19 protein-coding genes and 1 pseudogene are annotated in these 20,648 nt (G+C 75.7%); 9 read left to right on the top strand and 11 right to left on the bottom strand.

The window, feature by feature from the left end; all coding sequences use genetic code 11:
* Positions 1-27: 27 nt before the first annotated feature.
* Positions 28-1,569: a lipase maturation factor family protein gene (locus tag B9L22_RS11140; RefSeq protein ID WP_086150416.1), complete on the bottom strand. Its 1,542-nt coding sequence runs from the start codon at positions 1,567-1,569 to the stop codon at positions 28-30.
* A 92-nt stretch (positions 1,570-1,661) separates the two neighbouring features.
* On the opposite strand from B9L22_RS11140, the gene B9L22_RS11135 reads away from it, so the two are divergent.
* Positions 1,662-3,083 (top strand): UTP--glucose-1-phosphate uridylyltransferase, encoded by a 1,422-nt coding sequence (locus tag B9L22_RS11135; protein WP_086150415.1) that lies wholly within the window; start codon positions 1,662-1,664, stop codon positions 3,081-3,083.
* 114 nt (positions 3,084-3,197) lie between these two features.
* On the opposite strand, the gene B9L22_RS11130 is transcribed toward B9L22_RS11135, so the two are convergent.
* Entirely contained in the window at positions 3,198-3,854 is a 657-nt protein-coding gene (locus tag B9L22_RS11130) for a YigZ family protein (protein ID WP_086150414.1), read from the bottom strand.
* A gap of 71 nt (positions 3,855-3,925) precedes the next feature.
* Positions 3,926-5,371 carry an argininosuccinate synthase gene (gene argG, locus B9L22_RS11125; RefSeq protein ID WP_086150413.1) on the bottom strand — a complete coding sequence of 482 codons (1,446 nt, stop codon included), beginning with the start codon at positions 5,369-5,371 and terminating at the stop codon, positions 3,926-3,928.
* Positions 5,372-5,498: 127 nt separating this feature from the next.
* On the opposite strand from argG, the pseudogene B9L22_RS20750 reads away from it, so the two are divergent.
* A pseudogene (locus tag B9L22_RS20750) lies at positions 5,499-6,098 on the top strand (hypothetical protein); the annotation flags it as partial.
* 27 nt (positions 6,099-6,125) lie between these two features.
* Here the strand turns inward: B9L22_RS20750 and B9L22_RS11115 are convergent.
* From B9L22_RS11115 to B9L22_RS11080, 8 genes are all read right to left on the bottom strand, one after another.
* Positions 6,126-6,614 (bottom strand): VOC family protein, encoded by a 489-nt coding sequence (locus tag B9L22_RS11115; RefSeq protein ID WP_086150411.1) that lies wholly within the window; start codon positions 6,612-6,614, stop codon positions 6,126-6,128.
* Positions 6,615-6,783: 169 nt separating this feature from the next.
* Positions 6,784-7,362 (bottom strand): Dps family protein, encoded by a 579-nt coding sequence (locus tag B9L22_RS11110; protein WP_021483850.1) that lies wholly within the window; start codon positions 7,360-7,362, stop codon positions 6,784-6,786.
* Between the two features lie 111 nt (positions 7,363-7,473).
* Positions 7,474-8,022, bottom strand: a complete 549-nt coding sequence (locus B9L22_RS11105; RefSeq protein ID WP_086150410.1) for a hypothetical protein — start codon at positions 8,020-8,022, stop codon at positions 7,474-7,476.
* Positions 8,023-8,024: 2 nt separating this feature from the next.
* Entirely contained in the window at positions 8,025-9,374 is a 1,350-nt protein-coding gene (locus B9L22_RS11100; RefSeq protein ID WP_086150409.1) for a DUF58 domain-containing protein, read from the bottom strand.
* Complete coding sequence (locus B9L22_RS11095; RefSeq protein ID WP_085387947.1) at positions 9,371-10,369, bottom strand: MoxR family ATPase; 999 nt, start codon at positions 10,367-10,369, stop codon at positions 9,371-9,373. The genes B9L22_RS11100 and B9L22_RS11095 overlap by 4 nt, the downstream gene beginning before the upstream one ends.
* Positions 10,366-10,902: a hypothetical protein gene (locus tag B9L22_RS11090; RefSeq protein WP_086150408.1), complete on the bottom strand. Its 537-nt coding sequence runs from the start codon at positions 10,900-10,902 to the stop codon at positions 10,366-10,368. Before B9L22_RS11090 ends, B9L22_RS11095 begins: the two co-directional genes overlap by 4 nt.
* Positions 10,899-11,672, bottom strand: a complete 774-nt coding sequence (locus tag B9L22_RS11085) for a DUF4129 domain-containing protein (RefSeq protein WP_086150407.1) — start codon at positions 11,670-11,672, stop codon at positions 10,899-10,901. The genes B9L22_RS11090 and B9L22_RS11085 overlap by 4 nt, the downstream gene beginning before the upstream one ends.
* Entirely contained in the window at positions 11,669-12,838 is a 1,170-nt protein-coding gene (locus B9L22_RS11080) for a DUF3866 family protein (protein WP_086150406.1), read from the bottom strand. The genes B9L22_RS11085 and B9L22_RS11080 overlap by 4 nt, the downstream gene beginning before the upstream one ends.
* A 155-nt stretch (positions 12,839-12,993) precedes the next feature.
* Between B9L22_RS11080 and B9L22_RS11075 the strand changes: the two genes are divergently transcribed.
* The 7 genes from B9L22_RS11075 to B9L22_RS11045 all read left to right on the top strand — a co-directional run bounded on the left by B9L22_RS11075 (position 12,994) and on the right by B9L22_RS11045 (position 20,621).
* Positions 12,994-13,947: a YafY family protein gene (locus B9L22_RS11075; protein ID WP_233140017.1), complete on the top strand. Its 954-nt coding sequence runs from the start codon at positions 12,994-12,996 to the stop codon at positions 13,945-13,947.
* A complete protein-coding gene (locus B9L22_RS11070) occupies positions 13,940-14,947 on the top strand; it encodes a YafY family protein (RefSeq protein ID WP_086150405.1) in 1,008 nt (335 codons plus the stop codon). Before B9L22_RS11075 ends, B9L22_RS11070 begins: the two co-directional genes overlap by 8 nt.
* A gap of 10 nt (positions 14,948-14,957) precedes the next feature.
* Entirely contained in the window at positions 14,958-15,284 is a 327-nt protein-coding gene (locus tag B9L22_RS11065; protein WP_086150665.1) for a hypothetical protein, read from the top strand.
* Positions 15,285-15,409: 125 nt separating this feature from the next.
* Positions 15,410-15,703 carry a Sec-independent protein translocase subunit TatA gene (gene tatA, locus B9L22_RS11060; RefSeq protein WP_043660072.1) on the top strand — a complete coding sequence of 98 codons (294 nt, stop codon included), beginning with the start codon at positions 15,410-15,412 and terminating at the stop codon, positions 15,701-15,703.
* 36 nt (positions 15,704-15,739) lie between these two features.
* Positions 15,740-16,483 (top strand): twin-arginine translocase subunit TatC, encoded by a 744-nt coding sequence (gene tatC, locus B9L22_RS11055; RefSeq protein WP_043660075.1) that lies wholly within the window; start codon positions 15,740-15,742, stop codon positions 16,481-16,483.
* A gap of 43 nt (positions 16,484-16,526) precedes the next feature.
* Positions 16,527-17,597 (top strand): diacylglycerol kinase family protein, encoded by a 1,071-nt coding sequence (locus B9L22_RS11050; protein ID WP_086150404.1) that lies wholly within the window; start codon positions 16,527-16,529, stop codon positions 17,595-17,597.
* A 51-nt stretch (positions 17,598-17,648) separates the two neighbouring features.
* Positions 17,649-20,621 (top strand): RNA helicase, encoded by a 2,973-nt coding sequence (locus B9L22_RS11045; RefSeq protein WP_086150403.1) that lies wholly within the window; start codon positions 17,649-17,651, stop codon positions 20,619-20,621.
* Positions 20,622-20,648 lie beyond the last annotated feature (27 nt).

Raw genomic sequence — 20,648 nt, 5'->3', positions numbered from 1 at the left:
ACGGGATCGGCCGCGCCCGCCGGCCGCTCAGGCCCGCGGGCCCAGGAGCAGCCGCAGCCGCTCGCGGTCCACCGGGTCGACGAGCGCCCCGCGCTCCTCGCGCACCCACCAGTCGCCGGTGCGTCGCCGCTCGGCGCGCGTCGTGTACCGGTAACGGAAGACGCGGGCCCGCACCCACCGCGGGGCGGGGCCGTCGGGGTCGTCGGCGAACGGGTCCGTCGCGAGCAGGCGCAGGGTCGGGCGGTCGGCCTCCAGGAGCCGGAGCAGCAGCACCTCGAACCACCGCGTGCCGGGCGACCCGAGCGCGAGGAACCACATCTGCCAGTCCAGCCGCAGGTGGTAGGGCGCGACCTGCGGCGGGCGGCGCCCCACGTCGCCCGGCTTGCCGCGGAACGCGTACTCGACCCAGTCGTCGGGACCGGGGGAACGGGCCGTCGTCCCCTCCACGACGACCTCGTCGCGGCGCCGCGAGACCGAGCCGAACGCGCCGTACGCGTTGACGAGCCGGAACGGCTCGAAGCTCGCGTTCATGAGCTGCCGACGCGCGACGAGGTTGCGCGCCGGGCGCACGCCGAGGGCGAGCAGGAGCGCCGACACCGCGACCACCGCCACGACGAGGGCGACCGGGCCGCCCAGGGCGGCCCCGCCGTCGGGCACCGGCTCCTCGCCGCGGCCGAGCGCCGGCACGAGCCACGACCCGACGGCGGCCCACGCGCCGTCGCTCACGACGCCGAGCCCGAGCACGATCGTCAGCCAGTTCAGCCACGCGAAGTTCCCCGTCACGAGCAGCCACGCCTGCGTGAGCACCACGACCCCGCCCGCGACGCTCGCGACCGGCTGCGGCGCGAAGAGCGCGAACGGCACGACGAGCTGCGTCACGTGGTTGCCCGCCACCTCGACGCGGTGCCACCACCGCGGCAGGTGGTGCGCGTGCCACGAGAACGGGCCGGGGAGGGGCTGCGTCTCGTGGTGGTACTCCAGGGCCGTGAGGTCCCGCCACGCGCGGTCCCCGCGGAGCTTGATGAGTCCCGCGCCGAGCTCGACCCGGAACAGGCACCAGCGGGCGAGGAGCAGCACGAGCAGCGGGGGAGGGGCGCCCTCGCCGGACGAGCCCAGCCACCCCACGAGGAACGTCACCTCGCACAGCAGCGACTCCCAGCCGAACCCGTAGAACCGCTGCCCGACGTTCACCACCGACAGGTAGACGGCCCACAGGACGAGGAAGGCGAGCGTCGTCAGCCACCACGGCCCGCGCTGCGGGACCCCCACGACGAGGAGCGCCGCCAGCGCCGCCCCGCCCCACGCGAGCGCGATCACGAACCGGTCCGAGCACCGCCACCGGAGCACGCTCGGGGCGTCGCGCCACGTCGTGCGCGCCACGAACGTCGCGGCGGGCAGCAGCCCACGCTCGCCCAGCAGCGGGCGCCACTGCCGCGCGACGACGACGAACGCGACGACGAGGACCGCCGCCGTGCCGCGCTGCAGCACCTCGCGCGCGACGTCGTAGCCGGGCGCCCAGAACCACGACCCGAGCCAGGTCGCCACGTCGTCGGGCAGGACGTCCGCCATCTGCCCACGGTAGGGCTGTGAGCCCTGTCTCACCCGCGGTCCGGCCGTCTCCGCGCCGGGCCACGACCGCGTCGCGCCCCTACCATCGGGGCATGAGCAGCCAGGGCCTGAGCCAGTCCACCGACCGCATGCGCGACGCGGGCGTCGCGCCCGCCGCCATCGACGTCTTCGCCCGGTTCTACCGGCTCCTCGAGTCCGGCGCGACCGGCATGATCCCCGAGGCCGACATCGAGCCGCTCACCGACGTCACGCACCGCGACGAGCTCGAGGTGCCCGAGGACGCCGCCCGCGACGCGCTGCGCCGCACGGCGGTCATCAAGCTCAACGGCGGCCTCGGGACCTCGATGGGCATGGACCGCGCCAAGTCGCTCCTCACCGTGCGCGACGCCGACCCGCAGCACCCCGACGGCGGGCCGCTGACCTTCCTCGACGTCATCGTCGCGCAGGTGCGCGCCGCGCGGCGCGCGACCGGGGCGCCCCTGCCGCTGCTGCTCATGAACTCGTTCCGCACGCAGGCCGACACGCTCGCCGCGCTCGCCCCGCACGACGACCTCGCCGTCGACGACCTCCCGCTCGACTTCCTGCAGAACCGCGAGCCCAAGCTCCTCGCGAGCGACCTCACGCCCGTCGACTGGCCCGCCGACCCCGAGCTCGAGTGGTGCCCGCCCGGCCACGGCGACCTGTACACCGCCCTCTACGCGTCCGGCGCGCTGCGCGCCCTGCTCGACGCCGGGTACCGCTACGCGAGCGTCTCGAACTCCGACAACCTCGGCGCCGCGCCCGACGCCGCGATGGCCGGCTGGTTCGCCGCGAGCGGGGCGCCGTTCGCCGCCGAGGTCGCGCGCCGCACGCCCGCGGACCGCAAGGGCGGCCACCTCGTCGTGCGCCGCAGCGACGGGCGCCTCGTCCTGCGCGAGACGGCGCAGACCCCGGCCGACGACCAGGACGCCGCCGCCGACATCGGCCGGCACCGGTACTTCAACACCAACAACCTGTGGTTCGACCTCGAGGCGCTGTCGACCGAGCTCGACCGCACCGGCGGGGTGCTCGAGCTCCCGCTCATCAAGAACACCAAGACCGTCGACCCGACCGACCCGTCGTCGCCCGAGGTCGTGCAGATCGAGTCCGCCATGGGGGCCGCGGTCGAGGTGTTCGACGGCGCCGTCGCGATCGAGGTGGGCCGCGACCGGTTCCTGCCGGTGAAGACGACGAACGACCTCCTCGTGCTCCGCTCCGACGTCTACGACCTCGACGACGCGTACCGGTTCGTCGCGCGCACCGACGCGCCGTTCGTGGACCTCGACCCGGCCCACTACAAGACCATCGCCGCGTTCGACGCCCGGTTCGACGACGGCACCCCGTCCCTGCGCGCAGCCCGCTCGCTCACGGTGCGCGGGGACTGGACCTTCGGCTCCGGCGTGACCGTCACCGGCGAGGCCGAGCTCGCCGACCCGGGCGGCTCCGCCCGCGTCCCCGACGGCGCCGTCGTCGGCCCGGACGGCGTCAGCGCCTGACGCCGAGGGAGAGCCCTGCTCGGCCGCGGTAGAGCCCGGGGCGCGTGACCACGGCTCTACCTCGCGCGACCACGGCTCTACCTCGCGGTGTGCGGGTTTCCTGTGCGGGCGCGGTCAGGCGGGGACGTCGACGACGCGGCTGTCGCCCCGGCGCGCGACGAGGGCGCCGGACGACGCGGCGGCGAGGTCGGCGTCGAACCGGTCGAGCTCGGCCGGGGGGACGAGGACGGTGAACGCGGCCGTTGTGCCGTAGTCGACGCCCTCGAGCGTGCCGTCGTGGTGGTCGCACCAGTCGCGCAGGACGCCGTGGAGCCGTCCGGCGTCGGCGTGCGGGACGTCGACGTGCACCGCGGTGAGCACGGCGCGGCGCACGGGTCGCGCGAGGTCGAGCGCCTCGCTCACCGCGCTCGAGTACGCGCGCACGAGGCCGCCCGCGCCGAGCAGGACGCCGCCGAAGTACCGCGTGACGACGGCGACGACGTCGGTCACGTGGCTGTGCCGCAAGACCTCGAGCATGGGGATGCCGGCGGTGCCGGAGGGCTCGCCGTCGTCGGTGGAGCGCTGCTGGTCGGCGTGCGGGCCGACGACGAGCGCGACGCAGTGGTGGCGCGCGTCCCAGTGCTCCTTGCGCACGCGCGCGACGACGGCGTCGGCCGCGGCGACGGACGGGACGGGGGAGAGGTGCGCGAGGAAGCGGGACTTCTTGACGACCAGCTCGTGGTCGACGGGTCCGGCGATCGTCCCCCACAGCTCCCCGGTGCCCGCGCTCACCCTGCGAGCCTAGCCGCGACGGCGCCCGGGTCGGTCGTCGACCCGGGCGCCGTCGACGGGCGTCGTGACGGTCAGTCCGTGCCGGACTCCATCGCGGCGCGGTCGAGGAGCGCGTCGTCGCCCTCGGCCATGCCGCGCGACGCGATGACCTCGGCGCCGCCCTCGGGCATCGCGCCGATGAGCTCGGTGGAGGCCTGCACGGCGCCGATGAGCGCGGCGTGCGTGGTGCCGACGATGCCGATGCCGGCGTACTGCTCGAGCTTGGCCCGCGAGTCGGCGATGTCGAGGTTGCGCATGGTGAGCTGGCCGATCCGGTCCATCGGGCCGAACGCGGAGTCCTCGGTGCGCTCCATCGACAGCTTGTCCGGGTGGTAGCTGAACGCGGGCCCGGTGGTGTCGAGGATCGAGTAGTCCTCGCCGCGGCGCAGGCGCAGCGTGACCTCGCCGGTGACGGCGGTGCTCACCCAGCGCTGCAGCGACTCGCGGATCATGAGCGCCTGCGGGTCGAGCCACCGGCCCTCGTACATGAGGCGGCCGAGGCGGCGGCCCTCCGCGTGGTACTGCGCGAGGGTGTCCTCGTTGTGGATCGCGTTGACCAGGCGCTCGTACGCGGCGTGCAGGAGCGCCATGCCGGGGGCCTCGTAGATGCCGCGGCTCTTGGCCTCGATGATGCGGTTCTCGATCTGGTCGGACATGCCGAGCCCGTGGCGGCCGCCGATCGCGTTGGCCTCCTGGACCAGCGCGACGGCCGACTCGAACTCTTCCCCGTTGATCGTCACCGGACGGCCCTGGACGAAGCCGATCGTCACGTCCTCGGTCGCGATCTCGACCGCGGGGTCCCAGAACCGCACGCCCATGATCGGGTCGACGGTCTCGATGCCGGTGTCGAGGTGCTCGAGCGTCTTCGCCTCGTGCGTCGCGCCCCAGATGTTCGCGTCCGTGGAGTACGCCTTCTCGGTGCTGTCCCGGTACGGCAGGTCGTGGGCCAGCAGCCACTCGGACATCTCCTTGCGCCCGCCGAGCTCCGCGACGAAGTCCGCGTCGAGCCACGGCTTGTAGATGCGCAGGTGCGGGTTGGCGAGCAGCCCGTAGCGGTAGAACCGCTCGATGTCGTTGCCCTTGAAGGTCGACCCGTCGCCCCAGATCTGGACGTCGTCCTCCTGCATCGCGCGGACGAGGAGCGTGCCCGTGACCGCGCGGCCCAGGGGAGTGGTGTTGAAGTACGCGCGTCCGCCGGAGCGGATGTGGAACGCGCCGCACGCGAGCGCGGCCAGACCCTCCTCGACGAGCGCGGCGCGGCAGTCCACGAGGCGCGCGATCTCGGCGCCGTAGGCGGTCGCGCGACCGGGCACGGAGCCGATGTCGGGCTCGTCGTACTGGCCGATGTCGGCGGTGTAGGTGCACGGCACCGCGCCCTTGTCGCGCATCCACGCGACGGCGACGGACGTGTCGAGGCCCCCGGAGAACGCGATCCCGACGCGCTCTCCCACGGGCAGGGAGGTGAGAACCTTGGACATGGGCACGAGTATGCAGCATTCTGCATACGTATTCAATTCGGTGGTCAGGGAGCCCGGCAGGCCTGGCGGCGACACGCCCGCCAGTCGCTCTCGACGCAAAAAGTGTGCCAAGCGGTAGGGTCCACCCATGCCCGACGACGCCACGTCACCCACCAGCCCGGACACGGCGGGCCGCGCGACCGCCGACGCCAGCACCGGCACCGGCGCCGCGTCCCGCTACCCGCGCCCCACCGTCACGCTCGACGAGGCCGAGTGGGTGTGGCGCCTGCTGGCGACGGAGGCGATGGTCGAGGCCGCGAAGCCGGAGACCGTGCGCCTCGCGGTGATCGCCGGCCTCACGCGCGCCACGGGCGCGCGCTACGGCGACCTGCTGCGCTGCACCGTCGACGCGATCGACCTCGGCCCGGCGACGGAGCGCGCGGGGGAGGGGAGGGTCGTGCTCACGCACGGCAAGCACCGCACGGTGCGCGAGCACGTGCTGAGCGCGAGCGTCGTCGTCGTGCTGCGTCGCTGGATGGCGGTGCGGGAGCTGCTCGCGGCGGACCTCGAGGGGTCGGTGCCGCGTGCGCTGCTGCTCACGGTCCACCACACGCACGACAACGGCGTCACGGTGTCCAGCGGCCTGCCCATCACGAAGCAGGGCCTCGTGCTGTCGTGGCGGCGGTTCGTGCACCGCACGAACGCGCGCTACGGGGCCGTGCGGGCGCCGCTCCCGACGCGCTTCGAGCAGGTCCGGCGGGCGTGGGTCGAGGCGTCAGCCCCGGCGGGGAGCGGGATCGTCGCCGGGCCCGGTCTCGGCGACGACGCCGGGCGGGACGCCCTCCTCGCCGCCGAGCTCCTGGAACAGCGTGAGGTGGAGGCCGGCGGGGGCGTCGAGGCGTGAGTTGAGCGAGCCCCAGGGCGTGCGCGTCGGCGGGGCGACGAGCGACGCCCCGGCGGCGACGGCCCGGTCGGTCGCGCCCCCGGCGTCGTCCACCTCGAGCGCGACCCGGAGGTGCCCCGCGACGCGACGCCCGACCTCCAGGTCGTCGATCGCCCGCACGTGCCCGGGGGAGGCGATCTCGAGCGTCGCGCGCCCGACGTCGAGGATCGCCACCCGGTCGTCCTCGCCGTCCGCGTAGGCGATCTGCTGGGGGAGGCCCAGGACGTCGCGGTAGAACGCGAGGGCGGCGTCGTAGTCCTCCGCCTCGACGACGAGCCGGAGCTGGCGGACGGGCGGCGGTACGGCGTGCGGATCGGTCATGCCGCGACCTTACGCTCCTCTGGAAATAAATAGTGTGCCAAGCGCGTCAACACCACCCGCACCCCACGCGAACAGCTCACCAACCAGCCCCGAAAAGCGAGGGCCCCGCCACGACTCGCGTGGCGGGGCCTGGTCGCCGTCGGGACGACGGCGGTGGAGGGGAGCGGGATCAGGGCTGACCGGCCGCCGCCTCCTCGGCCTTGCGCGCGGCGCCGGCCTCGGTGCGCGCACCCTCGGTGGAGAGGTCGCCGCCCGTCGACTCGAGGTGCGCGCGGACGAACCAGTGGAAGAGCTCGAGGTCGTGCAGGTGCCCGATGAGCAGGTCGTTGGTGACGTCGTCGAGCTCCTCGGTCGCGGCAGCGGCCTCGCGGTGGGCCGTGATGACGCCGACGTACACCTCGTCGAGGGCGCCGAGGTGCGCGATCGTCGAGGCGCGGCCCAGGGAGTAGTCCTCCCAGGTGCGGGCGGCGACGAGCGCGCCGGGCGTGCCCTGCGGGGAGACGCCGAGGGTCGCGATGCGCTCGGCGGTCGCGTCGACCATGGCGCGGACGGCGTCGACCTGGGGGTCGATCATCTCGTGGACCGCGATGAAGTGCGGGCCGACGACGTTCCAGTGGATGTGCTTGAGCGTGAGCTGCAGGTCGTTGAGCGCGTGCAGCCGCTCCTGGAGGATCCCGGCGACCTGGGCCCCTTCCTCGGGGGTGAGCGACGGGACCGTGTACTTCGGCAGGTCGGAACGAGCAGCCATGGGTTGCCTCCTCGGGGTCGGTGACGCGCGCCGGGACGGCGGCGGGACGACGGCTCGGGTGCCGTCTGCGTCCATCGTGGTGCCGGGGCGCGGTCCTCGCAGGACGAGTGCTCAGTCCCGCGGCCGCACGAGCAGGACGACGCCGAGCACGGCGAGGCCGCCGAGCGCCGCCGCGACCCCGGACGAGACGTCGGCCAGAGAGACCGACCGCACGGCGAGCGCGACGACGAGCAGCGCGGCCTGGAGCACGACGACGCGGCGCAGGTCGGGCGCGAGGGCGCGCAGCTCGGCGCGCGCTCCGGGCGGCACGTGGTCGCTCCACCACGCGGTGCGGAGCACGAGGTGCCCGAGCGGGAGGAGGGCGAAGACGGCGGGGTCGAAGGGCGCGGTGCCGTCCACGAGGAGCACGACGCCGCCGACGAGGACGAGGAGGTGGGGCGCAGGCGGGGCAGGGAGGTACGCGGTGACGGTGCCGAGGCCGACGGCGACGCCCCACACGAAGGACGGGGCGAGCCCGGTCGTCTGGAGGGCGGCGGCCGCGAACCCGGTCGCGAGGAGGAGCAGGGCGGCGCGCGCCGCCCACGCGGGGAACGTCGGGCCCGTCTCGACGACGAGCCGGGGCGGCGGCCCGGCGGTGACGGTCTCGCGGCGTGCGGGCATCCTCATGGTCGACCGCCCGGGGTCGCGCCCGCGGGGTGCCGGTCGAGGCGTCGTGCGGCGAGCTCGAGCTCGCCGCGGGCGCCGTCGGCGTCGGCGGTGCCGTCGTACCAGCGGACGACGGTGACGCCCCGGCGGCGCAGCTCGTGGATGCGGGCGTCGCGCTCGTGGCGGGTGATGCGCCAGGCGACGGCGACGTGCTCGTCGACGTCGGCGACGCTGACGGGCGGGAGGACGTCGACGACGACGACCACGTGGCCCGTGTCGTGCCACTGGTGGGCGAGGCGGGGCGCCTCGTCGTCGAGGAGGGTGGAGAAGAGGTAGACGGCGGCGCCAGCCGGGACCTGGGGCGGTCGGTGGCGCGCGGTGGGGTCGCCGACGGGCCGGGCCACGGCGATCCCGTGGAGGATGCGGCGCAGGTGGCGCCGTCCGCCGCCGGGGCGGACGGGCCGGGCGAGGCGACCGAGGTCGTCCAGGGCGACGCGGTCGCCGTCGGTGAGGACGGCGTGCGCGACGGACGCGGCGGCGTGCCGCGCGAGGTCGAGGGACGTGGGCTCGTCGGGGCGCTGCTCGCCGACGCCGTTCCAGGTGGCGAGGTCGGGGGCGACGTCGTCCCGGGAGTCGACGACGAGGACGACGGTGGCCTCGGCCGTGCCGTAGGTGCGGCGGACGTACAGGGCGTCGAGGTCGGGTGCGCGGCGGGCCGTGGCGCGCCAGTCGATGCGGCGCAGACGGTCACCGGGGCGGTACGCGTCGACGTCGCGGAGCTCGGTCCCGTCTCCGGGCCGGCCGGAGGTGCGGGGACCGGAGAGCCCGCGCAGGCGGGAGGACAGGGGCGTGCGGCCGAGCGGCGTGGCGCGGGGCAGCACGAGGCGCCGCGGCCCGGCGGCGACGTGCGGAGGCTGCTCCTCGACGCCGTCGGGCCCGTAGGCGGCGAGGTCGACGCGCAGGGTGTCGGTCGGGCCGGTGCGGACCGACGGGGCGTGCCAGGCGAGGTCGCGCGAGCCGCGCGTGACGTCGACGAGGCGTTCGGTGACGAGGCCGCCGGGGGCGGCGCCGCGCAGGCGCAGCAGCTCGACGCCCGGAAGGACGTGGGCGTGCGTGCGCGCGGTGACGGTACCGGGAGCCGCGGCGGGGTCGAGGGCGACGCGGAGCGTGACGGGCCCTCGCGGCCGGTGGGTCCAGCCCCAGACCGCGGCGAGGAGGGGCGCGACGCCGAGGAGCGCCACGTCGGGTCGGCGCACGAGGACGCCGAGCGCGAGGAGCGTGGTGCCGAGGAGGACGCCGGCCCCGAGGTGGACGGTGGTGCGCCACGGCGGCGGCGCGTCGGGGTCCGGCGTCCCGGGGCCGGTCATGCGGCCCGGCCGACGGTGGCGGGTCCGGGGACGGTGCGCAGGAGGTCGTCGACGAGCGCCTCGGGGCGCAGGTCGGCGGCCCAGGCGCCGGGCGTGAGGGTGAGGCGGTGCGCGAGGACGGGGACGGCGACGCGCTTGACGTCCTCGGGGAGCACGACGTCGCGTCCGTCGAGCACGGCGACGCCGCGCGCGAGGAGCGCGAGGTTCTGGGAACCGCGGGGCGACGCGCCGACCTCGAGGTCGCGGTGGGTGCGGGTCGCGGCGGCGAGGTCGACGCAGTAGGCGAGGACGTCCGGGTGGACGTCGACCTGCTCGACGGCGGCCTGCATGGCGAGGACGGTGTCGCGGTCGACCACCTGGCGCACGACGGGGTCGTCGTGCCGGCGCGCGATGCGGCGGGCGAGGACCTCGCGCTCCTCGTCGCGGCCCGGGTACCCGACGGACAGCCGGACCATGAAGCGGTCGAGCTGAGCCTCCGGGAGCGGGTAGGTGCCCTCGTGCTCGACGGGGTTCGACGTCGCGACGACGTGGAAGGGCCGGGGCAGCGGGTACGTGGTGCCCTCGACGGTGACCTGGCGCTCGGCCATGGACTCGAGCAGCGCGGACTGGGTCTTGGGGGCGGTGCGGTTGATCTCGTCGGCGAGCAGGAGCCCGGTGAACACGGGCCCGGGCCGGAACTCGAAGGTCCGGGTCGCGGGGTCGTACACGGAGGAGCCGGTGACGTCCGAGGGCAGCAGGTCGGGCGTGCACTGCAGGCGCGTGAAGTCGAGACCGAGGGCGCGCGCGAGGCTGCGCGCGGCGAGCGTCTTGCCGAGCCCCGGCACGTCCTCGAACAGGACGTGGCCCCCGGCGAGGACGGCCGCGAGCGCCAGGGTGAGGGGTTCGCGGGCTCCGACGACGGCGGTGGCGACCTCGTCGAGGACGGCGTGGCCGTGCGCGGCGACGGTGGGGACGTCGAGGGTCGCGGGCGGCGTGGTGCCGGGGTGGGTGGTCATCGGGGTGTCCCTTCGTCGGGGCGGTCCGGGGTGGTGGGCAGGCGGTCGAGGGCGGTGAGCCAGGCGCGCAGCTCGGCGGGGGTGGGGAGGCGTCCGGTGGTGGTGAGGTCGTGGGTGGTGCGGGCGACGCGGGGGCCGAGGAGGCGGGCGATGTCGGGTGCTGCCGTGGGGTCGTGGAGGGGTCCGGTGCCGTGGCGGTGGAGGGTCTGGTCGGTGAGGTGGCGCATGCGGCGTGCTGCGGAGGGGGTGACGCGTCCGTCGCGTCCGAGGACGGACCAGCCGAGGTCGGAGACGTCGCGTCGGTTGCCGTCGCGTCGGAGGGTGGGGAGGTGGGGCCAGACGGTGTCGCCGGCGTAGCCGGTGCGGTGTCGGAGCAGGGTGGCGGCGATGCCGAGGGCGGTGAGGGTGAGGGTGTGGGCGGGGGAGGCGCCGAGGGTGGTGAGGAGGATGCCGAGCCCGACGACGGTGGCGGCGGTGCGCAGGGTGGTCCGGTCGGTGGGGCGGAGGCGGGCCCGGCGGGCGCGGGGGTTCATGGTCGTGCTCGGTGGTCGGTGGGGGCGGCGGTGTCGGGTGGGGCGCCGAGGTCGGTCGCGATGCGGGTGAGGGCGTGGCGGGCGGCGTCGAGGTCGGTGGTGCCGAGGGGGTTCTCGCCGAAGCGTGCGCGGTGGTAGAGGCGGCGCAGGGTGGCGACGGCGTGGGGGTCGGCGGGTGTGCTGGTGAGGACGGCGGTGGTGAACTCGGTGGGGGTCTGGGCGGGGTCTCGTTGGGTGCCGGCGCGGGCGGCGGCGTGCTCGAGGGCGACCCAGGCGGCGACGACGGCGTCGTGGGGGTCGGCGTCGGGGGTTCGCAGGTGGGCGCGGACGCGGTCGACGGCGTCGCGGAGCTCGGGGACGACCTGGTCCTGCGCGAGGTGTGCGGTGTCGCCGGGTGGGGCGAGGAGGAGGTCGCGGTGGCGTCGTCGGACGAGGAGCCGTGGGAGGTGGCGGCGTGCGAGGACGACGAGGACCACGAGGACGACGGCGCCGAGGAACCACAGGAGGTAGGTGTCGAAGGACATGCCGGTCGCGTCGACGGGGATCTCGATCCGTTGCGGTGCGGTGGCGGCTTCCTGGGGCACGTTCTCGGGCGGCGGGCCGGTGGGGTCGCGGGCGAGGCTGCTGAGCCAGGCGGGTGCGTCCCAGCTCCAGGGGGCGCTGGTCGCGGCGGCGAGGACGGCGGCGAGCGCCAGGGCGGTGACGGCGGCGAAGCGGGCCGGGCCCGGCCCGCGGTGGTGGTGGTGGTCGTCCCCCTGCGTGGTGGTCATGCGGGTCTGAGCGACTCGGCGTGGGCGCCGGCGACGGCGGCGGTGAGGAAGGCGGCGGGGTCGGTGTCGAGTCCGCGGCCCATGGTGGACAGGCGGACGGGGGTGTCGTGCAGGGCGTGGAGGAGGTCGGGTCCGGCGGGGACGCGGACGGGGTGGTGGCGGCCGGTGGGGGCGGCGAGGGTGTGGGCCTGGTGGGTGATGCGGGCGGTGAGGTCGGGGCCCCAGCCGGGGAGGTTCTCGATGTCGGGGGTGGGGACGGGCAGGGGGAGGTCGCTGGGGGCGAGGGCGACGCGGCCGTAGGCGGTGAGGGAGTGGTGGGAGATGCCGAGGTGGCGGTCGCGGGGGTCGGCGCCGGAGACGCGCAGGGAGGCGACGGGTCGGCCGCGGAGGGTGGCGACGGCGTTGAGGGCTTCGCCGGCGGCGACGCCGGAGAAGCCCCAGCGGGTGCCGGTGCCGAGGTTGCCGGGTCCTTGGGCGATGACGACGAGGTCGGCGCCGGTGACGTGGTGGGCGGCGAGGAGGCCGGTGTGGACGGTGACGGCTTCGAGGTCGCCGCCGAAGGCTTGGCCGACGGTGATGCAGGTGTCGATCCAGCCGGTGTCGCGCAGGGTGGCGATGGTGCGGGAGAACGCGGCGGGCAGGGCGCCGCCGTCGGTCATGACGTAGGCGATGCGGGGGGTGGGGCGGCCTGCGAGCGCCGCGGCGTGGCGGGCGCCGGCGACGACGGCGGGCAGGGCGGAGTGGAGGTCGGCGACGACGACGGGGGTGTGGGCGAGGTCGTCGGCGTCGCGCAGGGTGTCGTGGTGGGGGGACTCCTGCTCGTCGACGCCGAGGACGAGGGCTTGCAGGGGGGTGTAGCGGGCCTTGACGAGGTGGCCGGGTCCGGGGGTGGGGTCGGGCGGGAGGGGGGTGGCGGGCTGGGCGGGGCCGACGACGAGGGCGTAGCCGCCGGTGCCGAGGCCGCGGGCGAGGGCGGAGACGTTGAGGAGGACGTGGTCGCCGGGGTGGGGGGTGCCGACGAGCTGGGTGTAGGCGAGGGCGCGCACGGTGGCGTGAGGGTCGTCGGGCCGTCCGGGCAGGGGTGTGTGGAGCTTGACGTTGAGCTCTTGGGCTCCGGTCCAGGCCTTCGCGTGCGACACCACGGTCGCGGTCCGCCACGTGATCACGCGGCACACCCTATCGACCGACTAGCGTGGTGCCGATGTCCGAGCCCACTGCTGCCTCCGCGCCCTCCGTCGCGTCGTCGTCGGGGGGTTCGTCGACGAACCCTGCGGCGCGTCTGCTGAACCTGGTGATCGCGTTGGTGAACACGAACGCGTCGATGACGAAGCAGCAGATCCGGTCGAGCGTGGCGGGGTACGGGGACGCCCCCTCGCCCGACGCGTTCGAACGGATGTTCGAGCGGGACAAGGACACGTTGCGCGACCTCGGTATCCCGATCGTCACGGTGGACGCGGGCGGGCACGCGGACGAGGTGGGGTACCGGATCGACCAGGACGCGTACGCGCTGCCGGCGGTGGACCTCACGCCGGCGGAGCTCGGGGTGCTGGCGCTGGCGGCGCAGTTCTGGCAGGACAAGACGCTGCGGACGGACATCTCCCGGGCGCTGACGAAGCTGCGGGCGGCGGGCGCGGGGGAGACCGCGATGGACGTCGTGGCGGGTCTGGCGCCGCGGGTGCGGGCGGTGGGGGACGCGTACGCGACGCTCATGGACGCGATCTCGGCGCGGCGCGTGGTGTCGTTCACGTACCGGGCGGCGAGCACGGGCGAGGTGCGGCCGCGCCGGGTGCAGCCGTGGCGCATCGCGGCGCGGCGCGGCGGCTGGTACCTGGTGGGCCTGGACCTGGACCGGGGTGCGCCGCGGTCCTACCGGCTGAGCCGGGTGGAGGGCCGGGTGCGGGCGTCGGGGCCGCGGGACGCGTTCGAGGTGCCGGCGCACGTGGACGTGGACGCGGCGCTGGGCACGCGCGACGCGGGCGGGCTGGCGCGCCTCGCGGTGGTGCCCGAGCGCGCGGGGGCGCTGCGGGCGCGCGGCACGGTCGTGGGCTCGGTGCCGGACGCGCGCGCGGGCGACGGCGCGGGCCGCGACGTGATCGAGGTGGCGTACGACGTGCGGTACGCGATGGCGGACGAGGTCGTGGGGTACGGGGACGCGGTGCTGGTGCTGGGCCCGCCGGACCTGCGCGAGGCGGTCGTGCGGCGGCTGCGCGACGCGGCAGCGTTGGCGACGGGCCCGGCCGACGGCGGCGGACAGGCGGAGGTGGAGCGTGGCTGAGCGCGCGGACGACCGGCTGGTGCGCCTGCTGGGCATCGTGGCGTACCTCGACGGGGCGGGCCCGGTGCCGGTGGGCGAGCTCGCGCGGCACTTCGGCGTCAGCGAGCGCCAGGTCCTGGACGACGTCGACGCCCTGTGGGTGTCGGGCACGCCCGGGTACTGGCCCGACGACCTCATCGACTTCGACGCGGACTCGATCGAGCGCGGCGTCGTGCGCCTCACCGAGGCCCGCGGCATGACCCGTCCGCTGCGCCTCGGCACGCGCGAGGCGGTCGCGCTCATCGCGGCGCTGCGCGCGATGCGCGAGACGGCGGCCGTGCAGGCCGACCCGGAGCGTGCGGGCGTCGTGGAGTCGGTGCTGCGCAAGCTGACCGACGCGACCGGGGAGGCCGCGGCGGCGCTCGACGTGCAGCTGGCACCCGAGGGCGACCCGCGCGTGGTCGCGGCCATCACGAGCGCGCTCGTCGCGGGCCACCGGCTGCGCATCCGGTACGTCACCGCCGCGGACGAGGAGTCCGAGCGCGAGGTCGACCCCGTGTCCCTGCACACCCAGGACGAGCACGCCTACCTGCTCGCGTGGTGCCACCGGGCCCGCGGGCGGCGCACGTTCCGCGTCGACCGCATCCTGGCCGCGACCGAGCTCGACCAGGCCGTGGAGGGGCACGACGTCGACCCCGACGTGGACTTCACGCCCACCGGCGACGCGCCCCTCGCGACCATCACGTTCGCCAGCCCTGCGCGCGCCGTGGCCGAGCAGGTCCCCGTGGAGTCGGTGCGCAACCTGCCGGGCGGCGCGTTCGAGGTGCGGCTGCGCGTCACCAACCCTGTGTGGCTGCGCCAGCTCCTCACCGAGCGCGCCCGCCACGTCCTGGCCGTCGAGCCGGCCGCCGTCGCGCAGGACGTGCGCGAGGCCGCGAGCGCCGCCCTGGCCGCGTACGCCCACCTGCCCGCCGACGTTCCGGGTGGCGACCCGTCGGGCCACGACCGCGCCGCTGGTTAGGGTGGGCGGCATGTGGTTCTGGGTCTGGACGCTGCTCGTCGTGGGCACGCTCGTGGGCGCGTTCTTCCTCGCGCGGCGCCTGTGGCGCTCCGTCAAGGGCCTGGGGCGCGAGCTGTCGCGCGCGTCGCAGGTCGCGGCGGACCTCGGTGCGCGGGCGGACGAGCTGGCGCGCGCCCAGCAGGAGGCGCAGCCCTCCACGGCGCCGACGCTGTTCGACGACCCGGTCGAGCTGCGCGCCCGGGTGGACGTGCTGCGCGCGGACCGCGAGGAGCGGCGCGTGCTGCGGCGCCGCCGCGACGAGCAGGTGTGGTCCCGCTGGCGGCGGTTCAACGCCTGACGGGCACCCGTCCCGACCGTGCGCGGCGCTCGGGCGACGCCTCGGGGCGCAAGGACCGTGACCTATGATGGCGCGAAGAGCAACGTCGCCCCTGGCCACCCACGAGTAGGTAGTAGGTTCCCGCCGTGAACATCCTTCGTCACCCCGCGACGATCGTCGTCCTCATCCTCCTGGTCCTGCTGCTCTTCGGGTCGAAGCGGCTCCCCGACATGGCGCGCTCCGTCGGCCAGTCGCTGAAGATCTTCAAGAAGGAGGTCAAGGACCTGCGCGAGGACGACGACACGACGACGACCACGACGCCGTCGGGCACCACCGCGACGACGAGCACCGGCACCACCACCGGCGCGACGGGCACGGGTGCGACGAGCGTGACGGGGGGCACGGCGTCGTCCACGCAGGACGACACCCCCAAGGCGTAGTCGGTGTCCCGCACTCCCCGCGACCCCGAGGGGCGCATGCCCCTGCGCGAGCATCTCGTCGAGATCCGCAAGCGCCTCTTCCTCGCCGCGATCGGCATCGTCCTGGGTGCCGTCGTCGGGTGGATCGTGTACGAGCCGGTGCTGCAGGCGCTGCAGCAGCCGCTCGTCGACGCGGCCGAGCGCCGTAACGTCCTGACGGGCCTGAACTTCGAGGGCGTCGCCACGGCCATCGACATGAAGGTCAAGGTCTCCCTGTTCCTCGGCGTCCTGCTGTCGAGCCCGTGGTGGCTGTACCAGCTCTTCGCGTTCATCACGCCCGGCCTGACGTCCAAGGAGAAGCGGTACGCGTTCGGGTTCATCGGCGCCGCCGTCCCGCTGTTCCTCGCCGGCGTCGCGCTCGCGTGGGTCATGCTGCCGCGCGCGGTCGCGCTCCTCAACGAGTTCGTGCCCGACGGCAGCGCGAACCTCATCAACGCCCAGATGTACCTCGGGTTCGTCATGCGCCTCATGCTCGCGTTCGGCATCGCGTTCCTCGTGCCCGTGATCATGGTCGCGCTCAACACGATGGGCGTGGTGCGCGCCGCGACGTGGCTCGCCGGGTGGCGCTGGGCCGTGCTGATCTCGTTCCTGTTCGCCGCGATCATGACGCCCACGCCCGACGTGCTGACCATGTTCTGCGTCGCACTGCCCATCTGCGCGCTGTACTTCCTCGCCTACGGGATCTCCGTCCTGCACGACCGGCGCGTCGACCAGCGCGACGCCGCCCGGCTCGCCCTGTGAGCACCCCGCCCCGACCGCGCCCCACCGGGCGCGGGGGCCGCGCGTGAGCACGGTCGCGCTCGTCGTCAACCCGACGGCCGGGCGCGGGCGGGGCCGCACCGCAGGCGCACGCACGGCCGAGGCGCTCACCGCGGCCGGGCACGACGTCCTCGACCTCAGCGCCCCCAGCCTGCCCCTCGCGCAGGAGTCCGCCGACGCCGCCGTCCGCGGCACCGGCGCGGCCGCGGGCGTGGACGCGCTCGTCGTCGTCGGCGGCGACGGCATGGTGCACCTCGGCGTCAACGCCACCGCGGGCACCGGCGTGCCGCTCGGCATCGTCGCCGTGGGGACCGGCAACGACTTCGCGCACGCCCTCGACCTGCCCACCGGCCGCCCCGACCGCTGCGTCGACGCCCTCCTGGGCGCGCTCGGGCCCGCCGCGAGCGCCGGGGCGCGCGTGCGCGCGGTCGACGCCGCCCGGGTCGCGGGCGAGCACGTGCCCGTCGCGCGCTGGTACGCGGGCGTGCTGTCCGCCGGGATCGACGCCGCGGTGAACGCGCACGCCAACGCCGCGACCTGGCCGCGCGGACGGTCCCGGTACGCGCGCTCCGCCCTGACGGAGATCACCCGCTACCGGCCCTACGGGTACCGCGTCACGGTGCGCGGCGTGCCCGCGGGCGACGACGTGCCGGACGTCCTCGCCGGGGCGCCCCTGCTGCCCGCGCCCGACGCGGCGCAGCACCCGGACGGGGCCGGCGGCCCGGACGGGCGGGCGTTCGTGTGGGAGTCGCCGGGCGCGCTCGTCGCCGTCGCGAACAGCCCCCGCTTCGGCGGCGGGGTCCGCGTCGCGCCCGACGCCGCTCCCGACGACGGCCTGCTGGACGTCGTCGTCGCGGGCCCGCTCGGGAGGTGGGGCGCCGCGCGCGTCTTCCCCGGCATGTACGCGGGGCGCCACCTCGCCCACCGCGCGGTCGGGACCGTGCGCGCGACGTCGGTCACGGTCGAGCCGACCGCCGCGGGCGCCGCGCCGCCGCACGCGTTCGCCGACGGGGAGCACGTCGGGCCGCTGCCGCTGCGCGTCGACGTCGTCCCCGGGGCGCTGCGCGTGCTCGACGCCGCCGCCCCTACCCGCTGAGCAAGGGGGCTCTCGACCGGCGAGGTGGGCGGTGGACCGTAGGCTGACGGCATGACGGCCGACGAATCGCCCGCCGCCCGCTACGCCGCGTCCCGGGCCCGCCAGGCGGCGTCCCGCACGCGGCTCGCGGACTTCCGGCAGGTGCTCGACTTCCCCCTCGACGACTTCCAGGTGCGCGCGTGCGAGGCGCTCGAGGAGGGCCGCGGCGTGCTCGTCGCCGCGCCCACGGGCGCCGGGAAGACGGTCGTGGGCGAGTTCGCGGTCCACCTCGCCCTCGCGAGCGGGCGCAAGGCGTTCTACACCACCCCCATCAAGGCGCTGTCCAACCAGAAGTACGCCGACCTCGTGCGCCGCCACGGCGCCGACTCCGTGGGCCTGCTCACCGGTGACACGACGATCAACGGGGAGGCACCCGTCGTCGTCATGACGACCGAGGTGCTGCGCAACATGCTCTACGCGGGGTCGCGCACCCTGGACGGGCTCGCGTACGTCGTCATGGACGAGGTGCACTACCTCGCCGACCGGTTCCGCGGGCCCGTGTGGGAAGAGGTGATCATCCACCTGCCCGACGACGTGCAGCTCGTGTCCCTGTCCGCGACCGTGTCCAACGCGGAGGAGTTCGGCGACTGGCTGGAGATGGTGCGCGGCGACACGACCGTCGTCGTCAGCGAGCGCCGGCCCGTGCCGCTGTGGCAGCACGTCCTCGTCGCGTCCGCGAACCCCGCGGCCGGGGTCGCGCACGCGGGCGGCGGGCGCGCGCCCGGCGCGGACCTGCTCGACCTGTACGCCGGGACGGTGGACCCCACCGACCCGGGCGTGAACCCGCCCATCAACCCCGACCTGCTCGCCGCGTTCCGCACCGCGCCCCGCACCGGCGGCCCGGGGCCGGGCGGACGGCGCGGGTCCGGCGACCGCGGGTACCGGGGCCGCGGCGGGCGGCGCCCGGGACCGGACCGGTCCGTCGTCGGGCGGCGCACCCCCGCCCGGTTCGCCGTCGTGGACGCGCTCGACGCGGACGGGCTGCTGCCCGCGATCTACTTCATCTTCTCCCGCGCCGGGTGCGAGGGCGCCGTGCAGCAGTGCCTCACCGCAGGCCTGCGCCTGACGTCGCCCGCGGAGGAGGCCGAGATCCGGCGCGTCGCGGAGGAACGCACCGCGACCATCCCCACCGAGGACCTGGAGGTCCTCGGGTACTGGACGTGGACGGAGTCCCTCGCGCGCGGCATCGCGGCCCACCACGCGGGCCTGCTGCCCGTGTTCAAGGAGACGGTCGAGGAGCTGTTCAGCCGCGGCCTCATCAAGGTCGTGTTCGCCACCGAGACGCTCGCGCTCGGCATCAACATGCCCGCCCGGTCCGTCGCGCTGGAGAAGCTCGTCAAGTGGGACGGCACCGCGCACGTCGACGTCACCCCGGGGGAGTACACCCAGCTCACCGGGCGCGCCGGGCGGCGCGGCATCGACGTCGAGGGGCACGCCGTCGTCGTCGACCACGCCGGCCTGGACCCGGTGCACCTCGCGGGCCTGGCGTCCAAGCGCCTGTACCCGCTGCGCTCGAGCTTCCGGCCCACGTACAACATGGCGGTCAACCTCGTCGCGCAGGTCGGGCGCGACCGGGCGCGCGAGGTCCTGGAGACGTCGTTCGCGCAGTTCCAGGCCGACCGCGGCGTCGTCGGCCTGGCCAAGCAGGCGCAGGCGCACGCCGAGGCCCTCGACGGGTACGCGCAGGCGATGACGTGCGACCGCGGCGACTTCGCCGAGTACGCGGCGCTGCGGCGGCGCATCACCGCGCGCGAGGGCGACCTGTCGCGCGCCGCGAGCCGGTCGCGCCGCGCCGAGGTCGTCGCCGCGTTCGAGCGGCTGCGACCCGGCGACGTCGTCGAGGTGCCGTCCGGGCGGCGCGCGGGGTACGTCGTCGTGCTCGACCCGGGGGAGGGTGCCGGGTTCGACGGGCCGCGCCCCACCGTGCTGACGCAGGACCGTCAGGTGAAGAAGCTCACCGTCGCCGACGCGCCCGGCGGGATCCGCACCGTCGCGCGCGTGCGCATCCCCAAGACGTTCAACGCGCGCGTGCCCGCCCAGCGGCGCGACCTGGCCTCCACCCTGCGCAACGCGCTCGGCGCGCTCGACGAGCCGGGCACGCGCCCCGGCCGCACCACCCGTGCCCGGTCCGGCGCGGCCGACGACGCCCAGCTCGCGCGCCTGCGCGCCCAGCTGCGCGCCCACCCGTGCCACGACTGCCCCGACCGGGAGGACCACGCCCGCTGGGCCGAGCGGTGGGCGCGGCTGAAGAAGGAGCACGACCAGCTCGTGCGGCGCGTCGAGGGCCGCACCGGCTCCATCGCGCGCGTCTTCGACCGCATCTGCGACGTCCTCGTCACGCTCGGTTACCTCGCGCCCGCCGAGCCCGCGCAGGACCCGGCCGCACCGCTCGAGGACGCCCTCGACGAGGAGGAGGCCCCCGGTGCCCCGCCCACCGGTCGCGCCGCCCGCGAGGCCGCGCGCACCGGGCTGCAGGTCACGCCCGACGGGCAGTGGCTGCGGCGCCTCTACGCCGAGAACGACCTGCTCCTGGCCGAGTGCCTGCGCCGCGGCGTGTGGGAGGACCTCGACGCCCCCGCCCTGGCCGCCGTCGTGTCCACGTGCGTGTACGCCGGGCGCCGCGAGGACCACGGCGAGCCCGACGTCCCCGGCGGCCCCCAGGGCAGGCTGGCGCGCGCGCTCGAGGCCACCACGCGCGTGTGGTCCGAGGTCGACGACCTCGAGGACGAGCACGACATCGACGCGACCGGGCCGCTCGACGAGGGCCTCGTCACCGCCGTGCACCGCTGGGCCGTCGGGCGCAGCCTCGACGCCGTGCTGCGCGGCTCCGAGATCGCGGCCGGCGACTTCGTGCGCTGGTGCAAGCAGGTCATCGACGTCCTCGACCAGGTCGCGGGCGCCGCCCCCACCCCCGAGGTGCGCCGCACCGCACGCCAGGCGATCGACCGCCTGCGCCGCGGCGTCGTCGCCTACTCCAGCGTCTGAGCGCACCCCGCCCCGGCGGCACCACCC

This window comes from Cellulosimicrobium sp. KWT-B (assembly GCF_002127155.1).
Classification (GTDB): Bacteria; Actinomycetota; Actinomycetes; order Actinomycetales; family Cellulomonadaceae; genus Cellulosimicrobium; species Cellulosimicrobium funkei.
The sequence above is the reverse complement of the archived record's forward strand: the minus strand, read 5'-3'. Positions and strand labels throughout refer to the sequence as shown.